An 18,218-nucleotide genomic window follows, 5' to 3' on the forward strand; every position below is an offset into this window, starting at 1 on the left:
TCAGAAACAAGAACAATCCAGGTCGCTTAATGAATATAAAGGAAATGCAATTATCATTTCAGCAAGCGGAATGGCAACGGGTGGTCGTGTTTTACATCATCTTTTTCATCATCTTCCTGAAGAAAAAAATGGAATTATTTTCGTGGGCTATCAAGCTGAAGGTACACGAGGTAGAAGATTGATAGAGGGTGAACCCGAAGTGAGAATCTATGGAAGGGAAGTTACAGTAAAGGCTAAAATCTATCAAATCGAAGGACTTTCTGCCCATGCAGATCAAGAAGAATTAATAGACTGGGCGGAAGGATTTGTGGATCGTCCAAAAATGACATTCATTATCCATGGAGAGGAAAAAAGTTCAACCGAATTGGGAAGGAAACTTCATGAGGAACTGGGGTGGAATACAATAATCCCTCAATATTTAGAGTCAATCATGTTGTTTGAGAATATTTAATTAAAAAATATGATTATCCGCAATGATGCCAGTCACCTTAAATTCTTTGCTTATCTGGTTGGAAGACCGAAGCAGCCTAAAATTTACAGTTGAGCTTATTTTGTATTGCATTAGTCTCCTTACTGGTAGAATTGCGGAAATACACATTATAAAATAAAATTTTTCCAAAATGAAAATGTTTTTGAAATTAATTGGGCTCTTTCTGATCGTATTAACCATGTCCAAATGTAAACCCTATGTACCAGAAGGGCAAGGAATTATAGGAACAGTCACTTGGATTGAAGGAAACCAAATGCCAATGATTCAAGATGGAGAGGATCCTTCAAAAGAGGCTAAAAAAGTAGAAAGGTCGATTCAAATTTACCCTCTTACCAATATCGCAGATGTAAAAGTAGAAGAAGGATTAATTACCTCTATCGCCTCAAAAAAAATTAAAGAAGTTAAAACAGATGGAACAGGAAAATATGCTATTGATATCAGTCCGGGAAGATATACCATACTTACGGTAGAAGAAAATGGACTATTTGCCAACATATTTGATGGAGAAGGAAATATCCAACCTGTTACTGTAAAAGAAAATGAATGGACTCTGGTGGATATACTAATAAACTATAAAGCATTCTATTAAAGCCAGAATTTACAATTTCTGATTTTCTATCCATTTCTAGTGGGCCCGGTTTAAACTCAATGTTTCAGGATATCTCTTGTCCAAACACCTTTATTCGAAGAAATTTAAGCTTTTGAATGTTGACATATCAACCTTTAGTAGAACATTTGTTCAGCAATATTTCAATAAATCTCAAAAATATCAACTTATTAATTATCAATATCTTACCTTTTATTTTTAGAGTAATTTAAAATTAATTAACTTTTTTTCACCCTCTCAAGCAACCATTTCAGAATGCTTTGCATCTACCTAATTGAAAGCCACTAGTAATGTTCAGCAGAACCAATTTTTCTACCGAATCAGGATTAATACAAGGATGCCTCAAGGGTGATCGGTCCGCTCAGCGCCACCTGTATGAAACCTATTCTGGAAAATTTCTGGCCATCTGCATTCGATATTTAAAAGATCGGGAACATGCTGAAGATGTGATGATTGAAGGTTTCATGAAAATCTTCGATAAACTACCCCAGTTTGAAAATAAGGGAAGTTTCGAAGGCTGGATGAAACGAATTATGGTCACTCAGGCTCTCATGACTTTAAGAAGCAATAGACATTTGATGATGGAAGTAAATATGGAAAATGATTCAGAGTTTAAGGATCACAACTATGAACTCACATCATTAGAGGCCGAAGAGTTGATGGAAATGGTAAAAGCGCTTCCTGTGGGATACAGAACAGTCTTTAACCTCTATGCAATTGAAGGTTATTCACACAAGGAAATCGCAGACCTTCTAGGAATCAATGAAAGTACTTCCAAGTCTCAGTTAAATAGGGCAAGGAATGTATTAAAAGAAAAAATTGCCAGTCTAATACCAAACGAAAGGAGAATCAATGGCTAAATCATCACATAAGTTGGATGAAGTTTTCAAGGAAAAACTTGACCAACATAGCATCAAACCCAGTGTGCTTGCCTGGGAAAGACTTGAAAGGAAACTTCCAAAAGAAACCAAAACCTATAAAGTTTACTGGTGGGCTGCGGCTGCTTCCGTTGTGATCTTGCTTTCTGCAGGCTATTTCTTATATCCTGTTATTTCATCCAATCCGGGAGAAACTATGCTGGCAACAAATCAGGAAGTAATAATTCCAGAAGAAAAAGAGGAAACTATTTCAACAAACCCAGAAAATATAGCTCCTAAAGAAATCAATGATGCAATTGAAGAAGAGCTGGAAAATACTTCAATCCCAAGCCAAGTTCAGGAAAACCCAAAAAAAGAAATTAATAAAGAGAAACCATCTAATACTCAGCCCAAAATTACAGAAGAAGTAGCTCCTAAAAATCTAATTGCAATGACCGAAACGCGAGAGGAAAAAGAGGAAATTACTCAGGTAATCATTCCAGAAGAGAAGCTTGAAACAAAGCCGTTGGTGGAACCAACAATGGAACTCCCAACTTTGAATCTGAAAAATGCTGTAGCAGAAAATACGTCGACAAAAGTTGAGGAACCTGCTTACCGCGTTAAAATTTTCTCTGATGGACTTAAGGAAGAGCCTAAAGACAAAAGTCTGATTGCCGGAATCGGTAAAACAGTAAATGAAGTCGGAGGGCTATTAGGTAAAGTAGACCAGGGATTTGCAGACTTGCAAGATGCAAAAAACAACCTCTTTACCAATTTAACTTCAAAGAAGGAACAAGCTGATAAATAAGAAACCACCAACTAGAAATCGAAATTAAATCATGAAAAAATACCTGTTATTATTCTGCCTGATGGCGCTGGTTCAAATCGGATTTGCCAGTACAATGCCATCCAATGACGTCTACAAAACTGTCATGAGCGACAGCGTTGTAGTAGAATTCGGAAAGTCCGGTAAAGTAGTCATCATTGTAGATAGCAAAGAAGACTTTGAAAAGCTAAAATTGATGAATATTAACCAGATCATCCGGGAATTGGATCTGGAAGAAAATGAAGATTCCGGAGAATTAACAATCGTAGAAATCAAGAAGAAAGACGGAACAACCAAAGAAGTGGTTAAAGTCCGTGAAGATTGGGAAGAAACAGAAGTTTACATTGGGGGGATGAGGATCCTTGTAGACGAATCAGGCGAAAACACCAAGGTCCGTGTAGAATCCGGACTAAAAAAGAACAGTGACCCTCCATTCAGAACCTATTTCAATTTAGATCTGGGAGTGAATAATTACCTGGATGGGTCGGGAAGTTTCCCAACGTCCGATAATCCTTATGCTGTAAAAGGCTGGGGAAGTTGGAATGTGGGTATAAACTGGATGGCTGCACAGAAATTGTCAAAAGGGTTCTATTGGGATTTCGGAATTGGATTCCAGTTTTACAATTTCAAATTCGAAAACCGTGATTATCAGGCTGTCAGAGGTGACGATATGATCGACTTTACCCAGCGTGTAGATGTGGATGGCTTTAAGAGTAAAATATCTGCCTCCTACATCACTGCGATGACTATGCTTGAGTTAGACTTTGGTAAAATGAATGATAACGGAAGAAAAGGATTAAGAATCGCTGCGGGGCCTTATGCGGGGTATAGACTCGGAGGACAATCGAAATATGTATACCGTGAGTTAGGAGGATCAGGCCGGAAAAAAGACAAACAAAATACCGGCTTATATTTAAATAATTTCAGATACGGAGTAAGAGGGGAAGTTGGAGTTGGAAGAATCACATTCTTCAGCACCTATGATCTAAACAACTTATTCCAAGAAGGAAAAGGACCTGAATTGAATCCAATCACTTTTGGAATAGTATTCTAACCGCGGGGGTCTAAGCCCTCGCTTTAAACCACTTTTATCAATGAAAAACCAACTATTACTATTACTACTTATCGTTTTTTCAATTAGCACAGCTTACGCACAAAACGATCCAGATACAGTCATTTATACTAAAGACAAAGTCATCAATGTCTTCGGAAACTCCTGGAAATATTCTAAGAATGAAGAAGGGAAATGGATCCTCGAGGTAGAGGAAGATGACCAAATTGAGGTCAAAGACCGTTATAAAACCAGAAAAAATAAGTTTCGCGCAGACTTCAATACAGAGCTCGGTATCAACTTAATCAATCCAACGGGAGAAATGCCGGATGTAAAACCTTGGGGTTCTTGGTATTACGCCATGAATATCGAGGGGATTTATAAGCCAGCTAGAAATTTCCATTTGATCTCAAGCATCGGTGTCAACTGGTATAATTTCAAATTAGAGGATAGAAGCCTTATCGCTGTAAAAAATCCCGATGGAATTACCTGGGAAGAATTTGAAGGTGGAACAGGAACCAAGTCGAAAATATCTGCTTCGTATGTCAATTTCACATTGGTACCTACTATACTCACCAATAACCAAAAGTTAAGATTAGGAATTGGAGGGTATGCCGGTCTGAGAATTGGTGGAAGAGGTAAGTTTGTCTATGATGACGAAAATGGAGATAAGAAAAAACAGTTTGAGAAATCAAATATGTATGTAGAAAACTTTAGATATGGTGCCAGAGGGGAGATAGGGGTAGGTGATGTCACACTATTCTTTAATTATGATCTAAACAACTTATTTCAAGAAAACCTAGGCCCTGAAGTAAATGCAATGAGTTTTGGAATAACCATCAGATAAAAAACTATGAAAACAATCTTTAAAATCAGCCCTGTCCTGTTTGCAATGCTTTTGTTTGCAACAGTAACTTTTGCCCAAAATGTCATCGTTGACACCAATAAATCTTATTCCAATATAAACAAAATTGAAGTAAGCGGTGGGTGGCTAGATGTCACATACGATGGTAGCTCAAGCTCGGAAGTAAAAGTAGATGCCTACCTTGAATCGAATGACGAAGATCAGGATATCATTTTTGTGACAGTGGGTGATGTACTAAAAATCTCCTATGAAAGAAGCAGTAGAAATAGTTCTTGGGGAAACAACAGAAACAAAGGATTTATCAAAATCAATGGACCGATTTCGATAGCCTTAGACATCAAAAACAGCTCCGGAACTATTTCAGTAGATGGAGTAAGCAATGATGAAACCATTCTCAGAGTAAGTTCTGGAAAAGTTTCAGCTTCAAACATCAAAGGAGATCTCAATGTCAAAGCAAGCTCTGGTTCTCTTTATCTGGACGAAATAGATGGGAATATTGTAGCCGGAGTTACTTCAGGAAATGCAGATATAACCAATGTCTCAGGAAATGTTGATTATGAATCCACCAGTGGATCTCTGGATGCTGATTCGATTGACGGGGAGCTCAGTGCTTCATTGACCTCTGGGAATGCCAAGCTTAGTAATATAGGCTCCTTAGGTGAATTGAAATTTACTTCCGGAAATATTAGGGCTTCAAATGCCGGTCTTTCTGGAAATACAAGATTGAATGGTACCTCTGGGTCTTTTAGAATTCAAACGCCATCAGATCTAAAGTCTTATAATTTCTCTTTGAGAGCATCTTCTGGAAATCTAAAAGTAGGAGGAATCAATACAGGAAAAAATTTAGAAATTGACAATGATGCCTCTGATTGGGTAAAAGGATCAATTTCTTCGGGAAACATTACCATAGAAAACTAAACCAACTTCATTTTAAAAAAGGGCATCAATCTTTAAAGGTTGGTGCTCTTTTTTATTCTGGTCTGGAAGCTGCAAGGATTACATCCCTATCTTCCTTTTTCAATTTCATTAACCTTCCCATTCTGTCAGGGGTTGGTTTTGCTAAGGAAAAAAATACTAATGTTACTGCGAACAAAATAACGAAATAAGGATTCCCATAGAACAACAAACCTGCTGTGGCTAATAAAGAAGAAATGAAGAGTAAGAAGAACCTCTCCTTTGTTGCATTGGAATAAACCTTTACTTTTTTAAGTAGCTCCTCGTAATGAAAGCTAGCTTTCAATTTTTTATGAAATAAAAAGTATTGTATAACCAAGAGAGCGGTTCCCCCACCGGCTAACATCCCATTGACAAAATCGGGTATTTCAGGAAGCTCCCAATCCAAATTACCTGAATTATAATACAGATAAACCATCCCGAAAAGAGGTAGAGCAATCAGCATTAAAATCAATACCAATTGCTCCAGGTTTTTATAAATTTTTCGAATTTCTTCGATATCCATTGTTTATTGCAATTACTCTATTCTGATCTTAACATTGTCAGTCAATGGTCTTCCGACGCAACAAAGAACATATCCTTCTTTGATCTCATTTTCACTCAGACCATCGTCTTCATCCATTTTGATCTCTCCACTGATCAATTTTCCTCGACACGCTGTACAAAGCCCACTTTGGCAACTAAATGGCATATTTAAGCTTTGATCCAATCCTGCCTCCAAAATAGTCTTATCTGGAGAAACTGAGACCAAATGTTCTTCTCCGCTTAATTCAATTGTCACATCTCTTGTCAAGCCCCCGGCAGTACTAGCCGCCTCATGAGCTGCCTCAGCAGCAGCAGAATAAAAACTTTCCTTGTGTATTTTCTCTTTTGGGATGAAAAGGGAGGAAAGAACATCCTGAGTTGTTTCAAGAATTCCCTCTGGACCGCAAATAAAATATTCAGTTTGAAAATCAGATTCGCCCTCTGCTGTTTTTACTAGATCAGAAAGCGTTTCACTTTTTAAGCGCCCCTTCAATCCAGTCCAGGAGTCAGTTGGCTGACTAAGATTATGGATCACATTCAGCTTCCCAGAATACTTATTCTCTAATTCGCCGAGTTCCTTTTTGAATATGATATGCTCTTCATGACGACTGCAATACAGCAAGGTAACTTTAGATTTGGGTTCGTTAGCCAAAACAGATTTCAAAATTCCCATGATCGGAGTAATACCACTACCCCCAGCTACCAAAAAGAAATGCTTCTGATTTTTTGAATGGAAATCTGTTGTGAAATGACCAAGAGGCTTTAGCACATTTATAGTTTTTCCAGGATGGATTTTTTCATTGAGAAAGTTTGAAAAAAGTCCTCCAGGCACTCGTTTGACAGAAATACCCGGAAAAGGATCTACATACGGTGAGGTACATAGACTATAAGATCTTCTTTGTTCTTTGCCTTCAAAATCTATAACCAAAGTTAAAAACTGCCCAGGTTTGTATTCCAAAAATGGCTCTGGTTGCTCAAAATAAATACTTACTGTATCCGCCGTTTCTTTTACTACCTCCCTCACTTTCAAGGGTAGATAAGCTGGTTTCTTAACTTCCTCCTTCTTTTTCTTAAATAAATTGAACATCCGAATTCTAAACTATTTTTTGTCTGTAATTGAGTTAGCAAAATTAACCTACTGCCACAAATAATCGCATTCTAGGAGGATAATTTCCAAAGCTTAACCCATTTTATGAGAAGAGGGTTCGGAAATATCCTACAAAAGTCCTGAAATCGGAGAGATAAGACCAGAATTATGGAGGCAAAAGGCTAAATTGCACCTTCCAAAATCAAACGGAAAATCCCAATGGAATTAAATGCGTTGACAGCAGTCACATCAGTTGATGGAAGATATGCCGGCAAAACAGCCCCTTTAAGAGCCTATTTTTCGGAATTCGCTTTAATCAAAAACCGAGTCCATGTCGAGGTAGAGTATTTCATCTCACTTTGTGAATTGCCTTTACCACAATTAAGAGATTTTGACCATGCTTTATTTTCTGAACTTAGATTAATCGTCGACCATTTTTCTTTAGAAGATGCCGAGAAAATAAAAGAAACAGAAAGAATCACGAATCATGATGTCAAAGCTGTTGAATATTTTCTAAAAGAGAAATTTGACAAACTAGGTCTGGAAGCACAAAAAGAATTTATACACTTTGGCCTGACTTCACAGGATATCAATAATACTTCTACCCCTTTGATGCTTAAAACTGGAATGAGAGAAGTAATTCTTCCTCAGTTAGAAGCCGTGATGTTGAAGCTAGAGGAAAAAGCCGAAAACTGGAAAGCAATTCCAATGCTGGCAAAAACCCATGGTCAACCTGCATCTCCTACTCGACTAGGGAAAGAAATCAATGTATTCGTGGTAAGGATTGAAAAGCAACTTGAGCTTTTTAATCAAATCCCATACACAGCAAAATTTGGAGGGGCCACTGGAAATATGAACGCACATCAGGTTGCCTATCCTGAAATAGCCTGGAATGCTTTTGCTGTCAAATTCGTCCGAGATTATCTGGGACTTGTGAGAAGTTTTCCGACAACTCAAATCGAGCACTATGATAACCTAGCGGCTCATTTTGATGGATTAAAAAGAATCAACACCATACTTTTGGATCTTTCCAAAGATATCTGGCAATATGTGGCAATGAATTATTTCAAACAAAAAATCAAAGCTGGAGAAATTGGCTCATCAGCCATGCCACATAAAGTCAACCCTATTGATTTTGAAAACGCTGAAGGAAATCTTGGTATCGCCAATGCACTTTTGGAACACCTTGCTGCAAAACTTCCTATCAGTAGACTTCAACGGGATTTGACAGACAGTACTGTTCTAAGAGTAATTGGAGTTCCATTGGCTCACATGGTTATTGCATTAGAATCTTTGGCTAAAGGACTGGATAAATTAGAGTTGAATGAAGCGGCAATTCATGCTGACTTGGATGATAACTGGGCTGTAGTTGCCGAGGCAATACAGACTGTATTAAGAAGAGAAGCTTTCCCAAAACCTTACGAAGCTTTAAAAGACTTGACCAGAACTAATTCAAAGATTACAGAAAGCTCCATTCGTGAATTCATTACGAATTTACCTATTTCAGATGAGCTAAAGGCAGAGTTAAACAAAATCACACCTTTTAATTACACTGGAATTTAAAAGTGATAGTTTAAAGAAAACATAAACCGAGGCAGCAAAGTCTCGGTTTTTTTATTTCGCTTAAATCAAAATCATTCAATAAATTCAAGCAAACACCTAAGCGCAATGATAAATCTCCTGAGAACCGATTCTTCTAATATTGATTTTCAAAACTTGGTTAAAAAACTAGATGACTATTTAGCAAAGATTGATGGAGAAGAAACTGCATTTTACTCTCAATACAATAAGATTGACAGCTTAAATCATGTGGTGGTTTTGTTTGAAAATGGTACTCCTATGGCCTGTGGAGCGATAAAGGAATCAGACCCAAATCGAATGGAAGTAAAGCGCATGTACACTTCCATCGATGCACGAGGAAAGGGATTTGCCAGTCAGGTTTTGTCTGAATTGGAAAAATGGGCGAGTGAAATGGGCTATAAATCTTGTGTTTTGGAAACCGGAAAAAGACAACCTGACGCAATCGGATTGTACGAAAAGGCAGGTTATAAAAAGATCCCAAATTATGGCCAGTATTATGGTATAGAGAATAGTGTATGTTTTGAAAAAGTTTTTAACCTATTCTAATTCACATGATTGAAATTTAGTGAAGGTGATTTTTCAGAAATAATTAATCCTTAATCCCAAATCCAAATTTCTCCACAAGAGCTTATTGAAGTAAAAAAAGACTCTACTTATTTCCTAACTATCTACTTGCAGAGATTATTAAAACTGTGAGTGAAGACACTCATAGGGGCAAAAGAAACGGCATAACTAGTAAAATTACTTCACTTTCGGTAAAAAGATCTCCGCTATCATGCATCGTGCACTTCCACCACCTAACTTCTCAATGGTTGGAATGGATGGGCTAATAATAGTAGTATACTTCTCTATCAATTGAATTTGCCCAATATTCAATGAATCCAAAGCAGTCTGAGACATAACCGTAAACTTCTCCCCTCCATCATTACTTACTTCCAACATATTCCCAGCGAAGCTGAACTTTTGCTTTGGGGTAATAGGAATCACTTTTTTCCCGGCTTTGGTAAGTGTCTTTTGAACACGCTGCTTTTCTGAGGCTTTCGGAATACTATCTAAACATACCACTGCCAAATCTCTACCTATATGCATCATCACATTGGTATGGTATATTGGGCTGACTTGACCATTGATTTCCTGAACAGCATTAAACCCTATTACTTCGTAGCCAAGAAGCTCCCCTACATATTTCAAAGGAAAGGGGTGAGTTCGCTCAGAATAACAAGCAAAAATTGACTTGCTGTCATGATCAAAAACCATACTTCCCGTTCCTTCCAGATATTGTTCATCGTTTTCAAAAAAACTCAAATCAATTATTTCATCAATTTGATACCCCTTTTTCATTAGAAGTTCAATTAAATCCTTTCTTCTCTCCAGCCTCCTATTGGGTGAGAACATTGGATATAATATCAACTTTCCATTTGGGTGGGTACTAAACCAGTTATTTGGAAAAACTGCATCCGTTTTAATTGGTTTTTCCGAATCTTCAACTACTTCTACATTGACTCCTTGATCTCTTAAAAGAGATACAAATCCATCAAATTCCTTTCTTGCCAAATCCCGAATTTCCAATGAAGTTCGCTGATCCTGCTGCTGATAGAAATTATTAGCGGCAGTTTCTTCATTAAAGCCAAAATTGGCCGGTCGAACCATCAGGATATTGGAAGATGTTTGCATACAAATTATTTTTTGGGGTATCGATAGAGAACCGGTTGAATTTCAAATCGAACCTCACTGATTGTATAAAAGGCTTCTCCAGCAGGTGTAAAACCTACTGCTTCACCTTGAGGCTCGGGAACATACGGTAGACGGAAAGGGTTTCTTGACAATGATTTCCCAATTTCTTCATCCCCTATTCGTTGCCAATAGTAGACCTCAAGGTAGTTTTTAATAATGATTTGGGCACCATCTTGAGAGATATCTCCTCCAACAGAACTTGTGATAGGAAGCTTCATTACTTCTTCCAAAACAGCCTCCCCTTCTTCAAACTTATCCGCAGGAAGTCTAAATAATGTGTTTTGTTTATCTCTCTTTGAAACAATAAAAATGTCTCCTGATAGCGGATCTACCATCAAAGTTTCCGCATCCATGGGGCCATCCGGAAATCTCAGATTAATCTTTTCAGGCGGCACTCGCATGGAAGGTTTTAGATGGATAGGTTCAGGTAATCTTAACACGGTAATGTATTCGTATTGAGCTGAATTATCCCCAATGTCACCCACATAGATACTACTTTGACCATCTTTCCCTGGCCCAACTGCGATATCTTCCCAGTCTCTATTTTTGGTGCCTAAAAGTTCGATTTCACCCAAAACATTCCCCAATGAATCTAATATATAAACTACTGGCTCTCCCCCGCTGTCATTGTGCACATAGACGAGATCTTGATGTAATTTGCTAAAAGCCAATCCACTCATTTCATTTAGTACGACTGAGTTTACAGTTTTTATTGGAATTCCATCCGAAAAAATCGAGTCAAGTGGAAAATCTTGAGCATTAATCGATTGTCCAATAGTGACTAAAAAGAGAAGAAGTGCAATTTTTTTCATTTGGATTTAAATAATCAGCTCTAAATTAGGTAAAACATACATTACACGTATACCCAACGAAGCAATTGACAATTTTGGATGAATAATAAAAGTAAAACTATGACTATGGATCCTCTTTTAAAAAAAATGACCTGGAAAGAAGGAATGAATATTCAGATTTGGAATTGCCCTTCAGAACTTCTTAACATAATTCAAGAATGGAAAAAAGAAGGTTGGGTCGATTCTAAAAAACAACCTGACTTTATGTTGGCTTTTGTGCAGAATGAAGAGGAGGTGAGAAAATATTTCTCTGAAATGCATGATTTAGTTCACGAGGATCAACAAATCTGGCTAGCATATCCAAAAGGGAGTTCAAAACGATATAAATCGCAAATAAATCGTGATTCAGGCTGGAGCTTTCTGGGTGAATTTGATTTCGAGGCAGTGCGCCAAATTGCAATCAATGAAGACTGGTCTGCCCTTCGTTTCAGAAAAACCAAGTTTATAAAAGTAATGACAAGAAAATTTAGTGTGAAAGATCAAAAAAAATGACAGCCATATTCCCAAGCAATTGGGAATACAGCTGTCATATGAGCTAAATACTGAATGGTAATTTATAGATTCTTTTGCCATTCATTTTATACATGGCATTTGCCAAAGCCGGAATAAAAGGAGGAACCGGAGGCTCCCCAACTCCCGTTGGTTTAATTTGGCTTTCTACGATATGCACATGAATATTTTTTGGTGAAGCCGGCATTCTTATGATTTGATAAGTATCAAAATTATCCTGTTGAACCTGACCTTTATCGAAAGTAATTGCTGAAGTTGTGGCCAAACTAGTTGCAAACTGTGAACCCCCTTCAAATTGGGAGCGAATTCGGTCTGTGTTCACTGCAACTCCACAATCCACAGCATAGTGCACATCAGAAATTATAGTTTTTCCATCGCTTCCCTTTTCTAAAATCACGACACAAGCCACATAGGTAAGAAAGCTTTTATGTGCTGCAAATCCCATGATTTTTCCCGCAGCTTTGTTTGCTGTCCAATTAGACTTTTCGGCTACAGTACGGATTACATTTTTCATTCTTCCTGTATTCCAAGGATAATTCTCTATTTGCTCTCCATAATTCTCATAATTACCACCGACCATCTCCGATTGGAATGAAATGTCTTTGTCTTCACCAAGGAGTTCAAGGGCATTTTCTATAGGATCTTTACCTCTGGCTTCTGCGATTTCATCCATCATTGCATGTATTGCAAATGCATGATGAATATTACTCACAGAACGAAGCCAACCAATTCTTGTGTTCCCAGTGGATTCATGTGATTCAATTCTGATATTTGGCACATCAAAGGGAAAATCCACACAACCCAATCCCATTTCACCGTCAGATGGATGCAATTCATCTTTGCTACCGGTGGACCCAATCGCTGGAAAGACAGTATGATGATTCCAACCTGTTAATTTCCCGGATGAATCTAAAGTTGCTTTAATTCTTTGGGCACTATGGGAATGGAAAAAGTCAAAATGTAAATCATCTTCCCGGGTCCATTGAACGCGGACTGGAGATTTTGCAGCTTTAGAAAGTATAGCAGCTTCCACCACAAAGTCTGGCTTAGACTTTCTTCCGAAGCCTCCTCCCAAAAGGGTTACATTAATTTTAACATTGGCTACATCGGCTCCAATTGCTGCAGCCACCGCTCCCCTAGCCCATTGTGGGTGTTGAGTAGGTGCCCAAACTTCACAGGAACCATCTTCTTTATAGTCAGCAATCGCCGCCGGTGGCTCAATTGTCCCATGTGCATAAAAAGGAGCTTCATATGTTCTTTCAATCATTTTGGAAGCAGCGCTACTTGCTGAGGAAAAATTACCTCGCTCCCTTCTAACTTTTCCGTTACTCTTGGTGCTTTGAAGCATTTCTGCTTGCTGCTGGTCGGAATTATAATTTTGATTTTCTCCCAAATCCCATTCAATTTCCAACGCATCCCGTCCTTTAATAGCCGACCAGGTATTATCTGCAATTACCGCTACTCCCTCAAGTGCCTTATCCAGTCCGGGAGGAAATCCAGAACCTTCAATTTTAACTACTTGTTGTACTCCAGGGATTGCCAAAGCCTTTTCATCGTTAAAAGAAATTATTTTTGCACCGATCACTGGAGTCCTTTTTACCACTGCAATTTTCATGTTTGGCAAAACGACGTCAGCTCCAAAAACGGCTTGCCCCATCGTAATATCTTTCAAATCATAAATCGCTACATCTTTCCCTATTAATTTATAAGCAGAAAATTCCCTTAGCGTTACTGATTCAGGTGCAGGTACAGGAATGTCTTTTAATTTATCTGCCAGCTCACCAAAGCTGACTTTTTTACCAGTTCCGACATGGATTACATTTCCATCTTGTGTATCACATTCAGAAGGCTCCACTCCCCAATCAGCCGCAGCAGCAGAAATTAACATATGCCTTGCTGTGGCACCAGCTTTTCTCATTGGCTCGTAAAACATTCTTACAGAGAAAGAACCATCCGTGTTTTGGTTTCCATATTTGTCTTCGTCTCCTTCGGCCTGTATAATTTTTATTTTTGACCAATCGGCTCCAAGCTCATCTGCCATGATCTGTGGAAGGGTGGTCCGGATTCCAGTACCCATTTCAGACCTATGAGCAATGAGAGTTACCTCGTTATCTGAATTGATACTGATATACACATTTGGAGCAAAAGTGATGGTCTCACCTTTAGGCCCGGAGCATTGGAAGTTTACCCCTAATAATAGTCCCCCAGTGGCAAGGGAACCAAGTTTTAAAAAGTCTCTCCTTGAGGCTGCAAAAACCTTACTTTGGTCTTTTCTATCTTTATTTTTTAGAAATGGTATAGTCGAAAACATGATTTTAGAGTTAGGTGGAAAGGATTAAAGTGATTTTGAAGCGGTCATGATGGCCTCTTTGATTCGATTATAGGTTCCACATCTGCATAAGTTACCAGCCATAGCCTGCTCAATTTCCTCTGCTGAAGGATTGGCATTTGAATTAAGCAAAGAAGCGGCATTCATAATCTGACCAGACTGACAATAACCACATTGAGGTACGATGTGCTCCACCCATGCTTTTTGAACAGGATGATCTCCATTTTCAGAAAGTCCTTCGATAGTGGTGATTTCACCCTCACCCACTGATGAAACCGGAACAGAACAAGACCTTACTGCGACTCCATCTAAATGGACTGTACAGGCACCACATAATGCCTGACCACAACCAAATTTGGTTCCTTTCATTCCCAAGAGATCTCTGATTACCCACAAAAGTGGCATATCCTCTACGGCATCCACCTCTTTGGACTCTCCGTTAATCATTAAGTTATATTTAGGCATATTTATAAGGTTTTAGTAAATTCTAATTCATTAGGATAAGTTAATCAAACTCCTATCAAATTCCACTTTTCTCGATAAGGTCTGAAAAGCAATTGATTTGCAGTCTCGTTATTTTTGAAAAGTTCCTTTTTGGAATTCCACTTCAATTCTTCTTTTAGTTTAAATGAAATCAGCGCCAAATGCATCGGCAATGTCATACTTCGTGCATATTCCAGATAGGATTCCGGTTGGGTCTTTGCTTTTACAGCATCGATAAAATTCTGTTGATGCCCCGGAGATCTAATGATGGTTTTTGGGATTTCAGGAATATCATCCATTACTTGTCCATCAATTCGTATTTCTCGAGTTGAATAGTCGCAGATTAATGTTCCTTTTGTTCCTTCAAAATAAGCTCCGATACCCCTTCCTTCAGCGCCTGGCACATCCGGTGGAATTGATGTCCAATGAAGGTCTAGTTTTTTGAATTTAAAATCCACATCGATCCATTTCGGAGTATCGCCGGCTCCATCAGATTTTTCTCCATAAGCCACTACTTTTTTTAGACCAGAAGGGGATATTGACCACCAAACAATATCTGCAATGTGGCACCAGAAATCCTGAAAAACACCTCCGGAATATTCCATAAAATAACGGTAACTAAAATGACACTTTTCTGGAGCATAATCGGAATAAGGAGCTGGGCCCAGCCACATATCCCAATCTAAGTTTGGGGGTGGGGCTTGAAAGTTTAAAACTGGAATTAAGGGCGGCTCTCCAGTCTTCCAAAGGCGTACAGTTTTAACCTTACCTAAAACTCCGGATTGGATGATTTCCACAACCCGATGATAATTATCACCAGCATGAATTTGAGTCCCCAATTGAAAAATTCTTCCCGTTTCTTTCTGAGTTTCAAGCATTAATTTTCCTTCCCTTTGAGAATAAGAAAGGGGTTTCTCGCTGTAAACATCCTTCCCTGCCTGAAAGGCTAAAATAGTAATTTGGGCATGCCAATGATCCGGTGTCGCTATAGTCACGGCATCAATATCTTGTCTTTCCAAAACTTTTCTGAAATCGGAATAAAGCTCTGCTTTCGTATCTGGATGGATTTCTTTTAGCTTCGCCAAAGCTTGTTGGGCATGGAGTTCATCCACGTCACAGAGAGCCACAATTTCTACCTCAGGTAAATTAGCAAACCAATTCAAATGATTTAGTCCCATTCCACCCAAACCAATATGAGCGATTCTGACTTTATCTGATGCTGCGGCATGAACTCCCCGAAATGGCAAAAACTGAAATCCTAATGCTGAAAGAGCAGAGTAACGGATAAAATTTCTACGATTTAGTGGTTTATTCATGTTTGATAAGGTTGGGTAAAAAATTACAGGAATAAATTACTAAATCTCAGTGATTTTTACGTCAATCAATAATAAAATCATCACGTATACATATTTATTAAAAATAAGTAACTGATTATGAAGGAAAAAAGGGGGTTGAGAGAATAAATACCAAGATTTTTATGAAATGGGTTTGGATTAAATAAGTTAGCCTCCTACATTTGCAACACCAATTCGGAAAATGCTCCGAACGAAGTAATAAATTCCTCCTTAGCTCAGTTGGTTAGAGCATTTGACTGTTAATCAAAGGGTCCTTGGTTCGAGCCCAAGAGGAGGAGCAATTAAATAAGCAGACCTGTTGAATATCTTATTCAGCAGGTTTTTTTGTTTATTTCTTTTTGGGCGAGAAGCCTGTCCCGATGAAGGAGCGAAGCGATATCGGGAAGCCCAAGAGGAGGAGCAAAACCTGATACGACAGTGTCAGGTTTTATTGTTTAAGTTGCTAGAAATACTCCCAAGGGTATTAATCAGAGGTTCCAATCCCAAGATTATTTTTTAAAAACTTAAGTGTACTCGTCACTTATTCCAAACAAACCACATCTCCATCTCACCTTTACCTTTTGCCTCAATCTTACCACGGCTTTCAAAAATAAATTGAGGGTCATCTTTTAGCATGTTATAGGTCATTTGGCTGATATTGACCTTACCCAGCTCACCACTACTTTCCATACGACTGGCAGTGTTCACAGTATCTCCCCAAATATCATATTGAAATTTCTTTACCCCCACTATACCTGCTACTACCGGACCTGTATGAATGCCTACTCGCATCTCGAACGCAGGCAGGCCCTTCTTTTCCCGATCTACTTTACGCTTGCCGATAAACTCTTGCATTTCCAAAGCAGCCTTCACGGTATTAAGAAGAGAAGCATCAAAAGGCACTGGTAGGCCCCCTGCTGCCATGTAGGCATCTCCTATAGTTTTGATCTTCTCAATGCTATATTTCGCCACAATGGAATCAAAAACCTCAAAACAACTATTAATTTCAGCTACCAGATCCTGAGCCTTCATTTTGGAGGATATTTCAGTAAATCGTATAAAATCCGTAAAGAGAATACTTACCATATCATAGTCACGGGCATCTGCTTTCCCTTTGTTTTTCAGCTCTTCCGCAATTTCCTCAGGAAGGATATTCAGGAGTAAACTTTCTGATCGGTCACGCTCTTCCGAAATGATATCTCTTGATTTCTTGATGTATCTATTTCTATTATACAGACCACCGGCTAATAGCAATAGTACTACTCCGGAGCCTATGGCAATATTTCTTGTCGTATCCTTTTTCCGCAACTCTTTTTGGTAAGCCAACTCAATGACTAGAGCTTCTTCTGCCTTCATAACACTGTCTTGAAATGCCTTTTTCTCATATGAATAGGCATATTCCTGACGAATCAACCTCATCTGGTTCTCTTCATTTCGCGTGCTATCGGTAAGTAGGACAAAAAGCTCGTAGTTTTCTACGCTTTTGGCTAAATCACCTTTCTCTTTGTATGCTTTGGATAGATAATTTGATGCGTTCAATACAGGGGCTATAGTACCCGTTTCCTTTCCGATTTCTTTAGCTTTTTCAAACTGCGAGATCGCTAATGAAGATTTCCCAAGCTCCATATAAACTCGACCAATCTCAACCATACTATTCGCAGCGCTTTGGCTATCTTCCATTTCGAGTTGAAGAGAAAGCGCCTGATTATAATTCACTAGTGCCTTATCATATTCTTTAAGCTTAAAATCTATTAAGCCATAAAAATTATACATAAGTGCTTTACCCTGAATATCTTCTATGGTTTTATAAATTTCTGCACATTGGTCCAGAAGAGAGATTGCCAAATCTTGGTTGCCCTCCCTTATATGAATTTCAGCCATGTTCAAAAAACAGTCGGCTTGTCCTATTTCATAGCCCAGCTCTTTATGGATGACTAACGCTTCTTCCAAATACCTCATCGCTTCCTTGGTATCACCGAGGTCTTTATTCACGATACCAATATTGTTCAATTGAGTCGCCATGCCCCTTCGATACCCATTTTTTTCGTGCGCCTTTAAGCTACGCATGTAGCTATCGATACCCTTTGCATAATCCCCCTGATCGGTATAGATATTGCCCATATTTCCATAGATA

18 protein-coding genes and 1 tRNA gene are annotated in these 18,218 nt (G+C 38.5%); 11 read left to right on the top strand and 8 right to left on the bottom strand.

Going from position 1 to position 18,218, the window contains the following annotated elements; all coding sequences use genetic code 11:
- The 7 genes from Q0L68_RS06640 to Q0L68_RS06670 all read left to right on the top strand — a co-directional run.
- Positions 1 to 451 (top strand): MBL fold metallo-hydrolase (locus Q0L68_RS06640; protein WP_296701008.1); only part of this gene is annotated, 451 nt, incomplete at its 5' end.
- Between the two features lie 169 nt (positions 452 to 620).
- On the top strand, positions 621 to 1,079 hold the full coding sequence (locus Q0L68_RS06645) for a carboxypeptidase regulatory-like domain-containing protein (RefSeq protein ID WP_296701010.1): 459 nt from the start codon (positions 621 to 623) through the stop codon (positions 1,077 to 1,079).
- Between the two features lie 308 nt (positions 1,080 to 1,387).
- Positions 1,388 to 1,957, top strand: a complete 570-nt coding sequence (locus Q0L68_RS06650; protein WP_296701012.1) for a sigma-70 family RNA polymerase sigma factor — start codon at positions 1,388 to 1,390, stop codon at positions 1,955 to 1,957.
- A complete protein-coding gene (locus Q0L68_RS06655; RefSeq protein WP_296701013.1) occupies positions 1,950 to 2,762 on the top strand; it encodes a hypothetical protein in 813 nt (270 codons plus the stop codon). The genes Q0L68_RS06650 and Q0L68_RS06655 overlap by 8 nt, the downstream gene beginning before the upstream one ends.
- 31 nt (positions 2,763 to 2,793) lie before the next feature.
- Positions 2,794 to 3,834, top strand: coding sequence for an outer membrane beta-barrel protein (locus Q0L68_RS06660; protein ID WP_296701015.1), 1,041 nt, complete (start codon positions 2,794 to 2,796; stop codon positions 3,832 to 3,834).
- Positions 3,835 to 3,874: 40 nt separating this feature from the next.
- Complete coding sequence (locus tag Q0L68_RS06665) at positions 3,875 to 4,678, top strand: hypothetical protein (protein ID WP_296701018.1); 804 nt, start codon at positions 3,875 to 3,877, stop codon at positions 4,676 to 4,678.
- A gap of 6 nt (positions 4,679 to 4,684) precedes the next feature.
- Positions 4,685 to 5,614 (top strand): DUF4097 family beta strand repeat-containing protein, encoded by a 930-nt coding sequence (locus tag Q0L68_RS06670; protein WP_296701019.1) that lies wholly within the window; start codon positions 4,685 to 4,687, stop codon positions 5,612 to 5,614.
- A gap of 52 nt (positions 5,615 to 5,666) precedes the next feature.
- Here Q0L68_RS06670 and Q0L68_RS06675 read toward each other — a convergent pair whose 3' ends face one another.
- Positions 5,667 to 6,155: a hypothetical protein gene (locus Q0L68_RS06675; protein WP_296701021.1), complete on the bottom strand. Its 489-nt coding sequence runs from the start codon at positions 6,153 to 6,155 to the stop codon at positions 5,667 to 5,669.
- Positions 6,156 to 6,167: 12 nt separating this feature from the next.
- Positions 6,168 to 7,262: a ferredoxin--NADP reductase gene (locus tag Q0L68_RS06680; RefSeq protein WP_296701023.1), complete on the bottom strand. Its 1,095-nt coding sequence runs from the start codon at positions 7,260 to 7,262 to the stop codon at positions 6,168 to 6,170.
- 219 nt (positions 7,263 to 7,481) lie between these two features.
- Between Q0L68_RS06680 and purB the strand changes: the two genes are divergently transcribed.
- Positions 7,482 to 8,825, top strand: a complete 1,344-nt coding sequence (gene purB / locus Q0L68_RS06685) for an adenylosuccinate lyase (RefSeq protein WP_296701024.1) — start codon at positions 7,482 to 7,484, stop codon at positions 8,823 to 8,825.
- Positions 8,826 to 8,930: 105 nt separating this feature from the next.
- Positions 8,931 to 9,389: a GNAT family N-acetyltransferase gene (locus tag Q0L68_RS06690; protein ID WP_296701026.1), complete on the top strand. Its 459-nt coding sequence runs from the start codon at positions 8,931 to 8,933 to the stop codon at positions 9,387 to 9,389.
- Between the two features lie 195 nt (positions 9,390 to 9,584).
- Here Q0L68_RS06690 and ctlX read toward each other — a convergent pair whose 3' ends face one another.
- Positions 9,585 to 10,523 carry a citrulline utilization hydrolase CtlX gene (gene ctlX / locus Q0L68_RS06695; RefSeq protein WP_296701040.1) on the bottom strand — a complete coding sequence of 313 codons (939 nt, stop codon included), beginning with the start codon at positions 10,521 to 10,523 and terminating at the stop codon, positions 9,585 to 9,587.
- Entirely contained in the window at positions 10,523 to 11,389 is an 867-nt protein-coding gene (locus tag Q0L68_RS06700) for a hypothetical protein (RefSeq protein ID WP_296701028.1), read from the bottom strand. Before Q0L68_RS06700 ends, ctlX begins: the two co-directional genes overlap by 1 nt.
- A gap of 105 nt (positions 11,390 to 11,494) precedes the next feature.
- Between Q0L68_RS06700 and Q0L68_RS06705 the strand changes: the two genes are divergently transcribed.
- On the top strand, positions 11,495 to 11,920 hold the full coding sequence (locus Q0L68_RS06705) for a hypothetical protein (RefSeq protein WP_296701029.1): 426 nt from the start codon (positions 11,495 to 11,497) through the stop codon (positions 11,918 to 11,920).
- A 43-nt stretch (positions 11,921 to 11,963) separates the two neighbouring features.
- Here the strand turns inward: Q0L68_RS06705 and Q0L68_RS06710 are convergent, their stop codons facing one another.
- Genes Q0L68_RS06710 through Q0L68_RS06720 form a run of 3 tightly spaced genes read right to left on the bottom strand, consistent with a single transcriptional unit; the run spans position 11,964 to position 16,066 of the window.
- On the bottom strand, positions 11,964 to 14,249 hold the full coding sequence (locus tag Q0L68_RS06710; protein ID WP_296701030.1) for a molybdopterin cofactor-binding domain-containing protein: 2,286 nt from the start codon (positions 14,247 to 14,249) through the stop codon (positions 11,964 to 11,966).
- A 24-nt stretch (positions 14,250 to 14,273) separates the two neighbouring features.
- Entirely contained in the window at positions 14,274 to 14,732 is a 459-nt protein-coding gene (locus Q0L68_RS06715; RefSeq protein ID WP_296701034.1) for a (2Fe-2S)-binding protein, read from the bottom strand.
- A 44-nt stretch (positions 14,733 to 14,776) separates the two neighbouring features.
- A complete protein-coding gene (locus Q0L68_RS06720; RefSeq protein ID WP_296701036.1) occupies positions 14,777 to 16,066 on the bottom strand; it encodes a Gfo/Idh/MocA family oxidoreductase in 1,290 nt (429 codons plus the stop codon).
- A gap of 243 nt (positions 16,067 to 16,309) precedes the next feature.
- Here Q0L68_RS06720 and Q0L68_RS06725 point away from each other — a divergent pair.
- Positions 16,310 to 16,383, top strand: a tRNA-Asn gene (locus tag Q0L68_RS06725).
- A gap of 238 nt (positions 16,384 to 16,621) precedes the next feature.
- Here the strand turns inward: Q0L68_RS06725 and Q0L68_RS06730 are convergent.
- A partial coding sequence (locus tag Q0L68_RS06730) for an adenylate/guanylate cyclase domain-containing protein (protein ID WP_296701038.1) occupies positions 16,622 to 18,218 on the bottom strand: 1,597 nt, incomplete at its 5' end.

Source organism: Algoriphagus sp. (assembly GCF_024642405.1).
Taxonomy (GTDB): domain Bacteria; phylum Bacteroidota; class Bacteroidia; order Cytophagales; family Cyclobacteriaceae; genus Algoriphagus.

Bases quoted from the DNA above. Each gene is read 5' to 3' on its own strand.
- Q0L68_RS06645 (WP_296701010.1), top strand. From the start codon at position 621: ATGAAAATGTTTTTGAAATTAATTGGGCTCTTTCTGATCGTATTAACC.
- Q0L68_RS06650 (WP_296701012.1), top strand. From the start codon at position 1,388: ATGTTCAGCAGAACCAATTTTTCTACCGAATCAGGATTAATACAAGGA.
- Q0L68_RS06655 (WP_296701013.1), top strand. From the start codon at position 1,950: ATGGCTAAATCATCACATAAGTTGGATGAAGTTTTCAAGGAAAAACTT.
- Q0L68_RS06660 (WP_296701015.1), top strand. From the start codon at position 2,794: ATGAAAAAATACCTGTTATTATTCTGCCTGATGGCGCTGGTTCAAATC.
- Q0L68_RS06665 (WP_296701018.1), top strand. From the start codon at position 3,875: ATGAAAAACCAACTATTACTATTACTACTTATCGTTTTTTCAATTAGC.
- Q0L68_RS06670 (WP_296701019.1), top strand. From the start codon at position 4,685: ATGAAAACAATCTTTAAAATCAGCCCTGTCCTGTTTGCAATGCTTTTG.
- Q0L68_RS06675 (WP_296701021.1), bottom strand. From the start codon at position 6,155: ATGGATATCGAAGAAATTCGAAAAATTTATAAAAACCTGGAGCAATTG.
- Q0L68_RS06680 (WP_296701023.1), bottom strand. From the start codon at position 7,262: ATGTTCAATTTATTTAAGAAAAAGAAGGAGGAAGTTAAGAAACCAGCT.
- purB (WP_296701024.1), top strand. From the start codon at position 7,482: ATGGAATTAAATGCGTTGACAGCAGTCACATCAGTTGATGGAAGATAT.
- Q0L68_RS06690 (WP_296701026.1), top strand. From the start codon at position 8,931: ATGATAAATCTCCTGAGAACCGATTCTTCTAATATTGATTTTCAAAAC.
- Q0L68_RS06700 (WP_296701028.1), bottom strand. From the start codon at position 11,389: ATGAAAAAAATTGCACTTCTTCTCTTTTTAGTCACTATTGGACAATCG.
- Q0L68_RS06705 (WP_296701029.1), top strand. From the start codon at position 11,495: ATGGATCCTCTTTTAAAAAAAATGACCTGGAAAGAAGGAATGAATATT.
- Q0L68_RS06710 (WP_296701030.1), bottom strand. From the start codon at position 14,249: ATGTTTTCGACTATACCATTTCTAAAAAATAAAGATAGAAAAGACCAA.
- Q0L68_RS06715 (WP_296701034.1), bottom strand. From the start codon at position 14,732: ATGCCTAAATATAACTTAATGATTAACGGAGAGTCCAAAGAGGTGGAT.
- Q0L68_RS06720 (WP_296701036.1), bottom strand. From the start codon at position 16,066: ATGAATAAACCACTAAATCGTAGAAATTTTATCCGTTACTCTGCTCTT.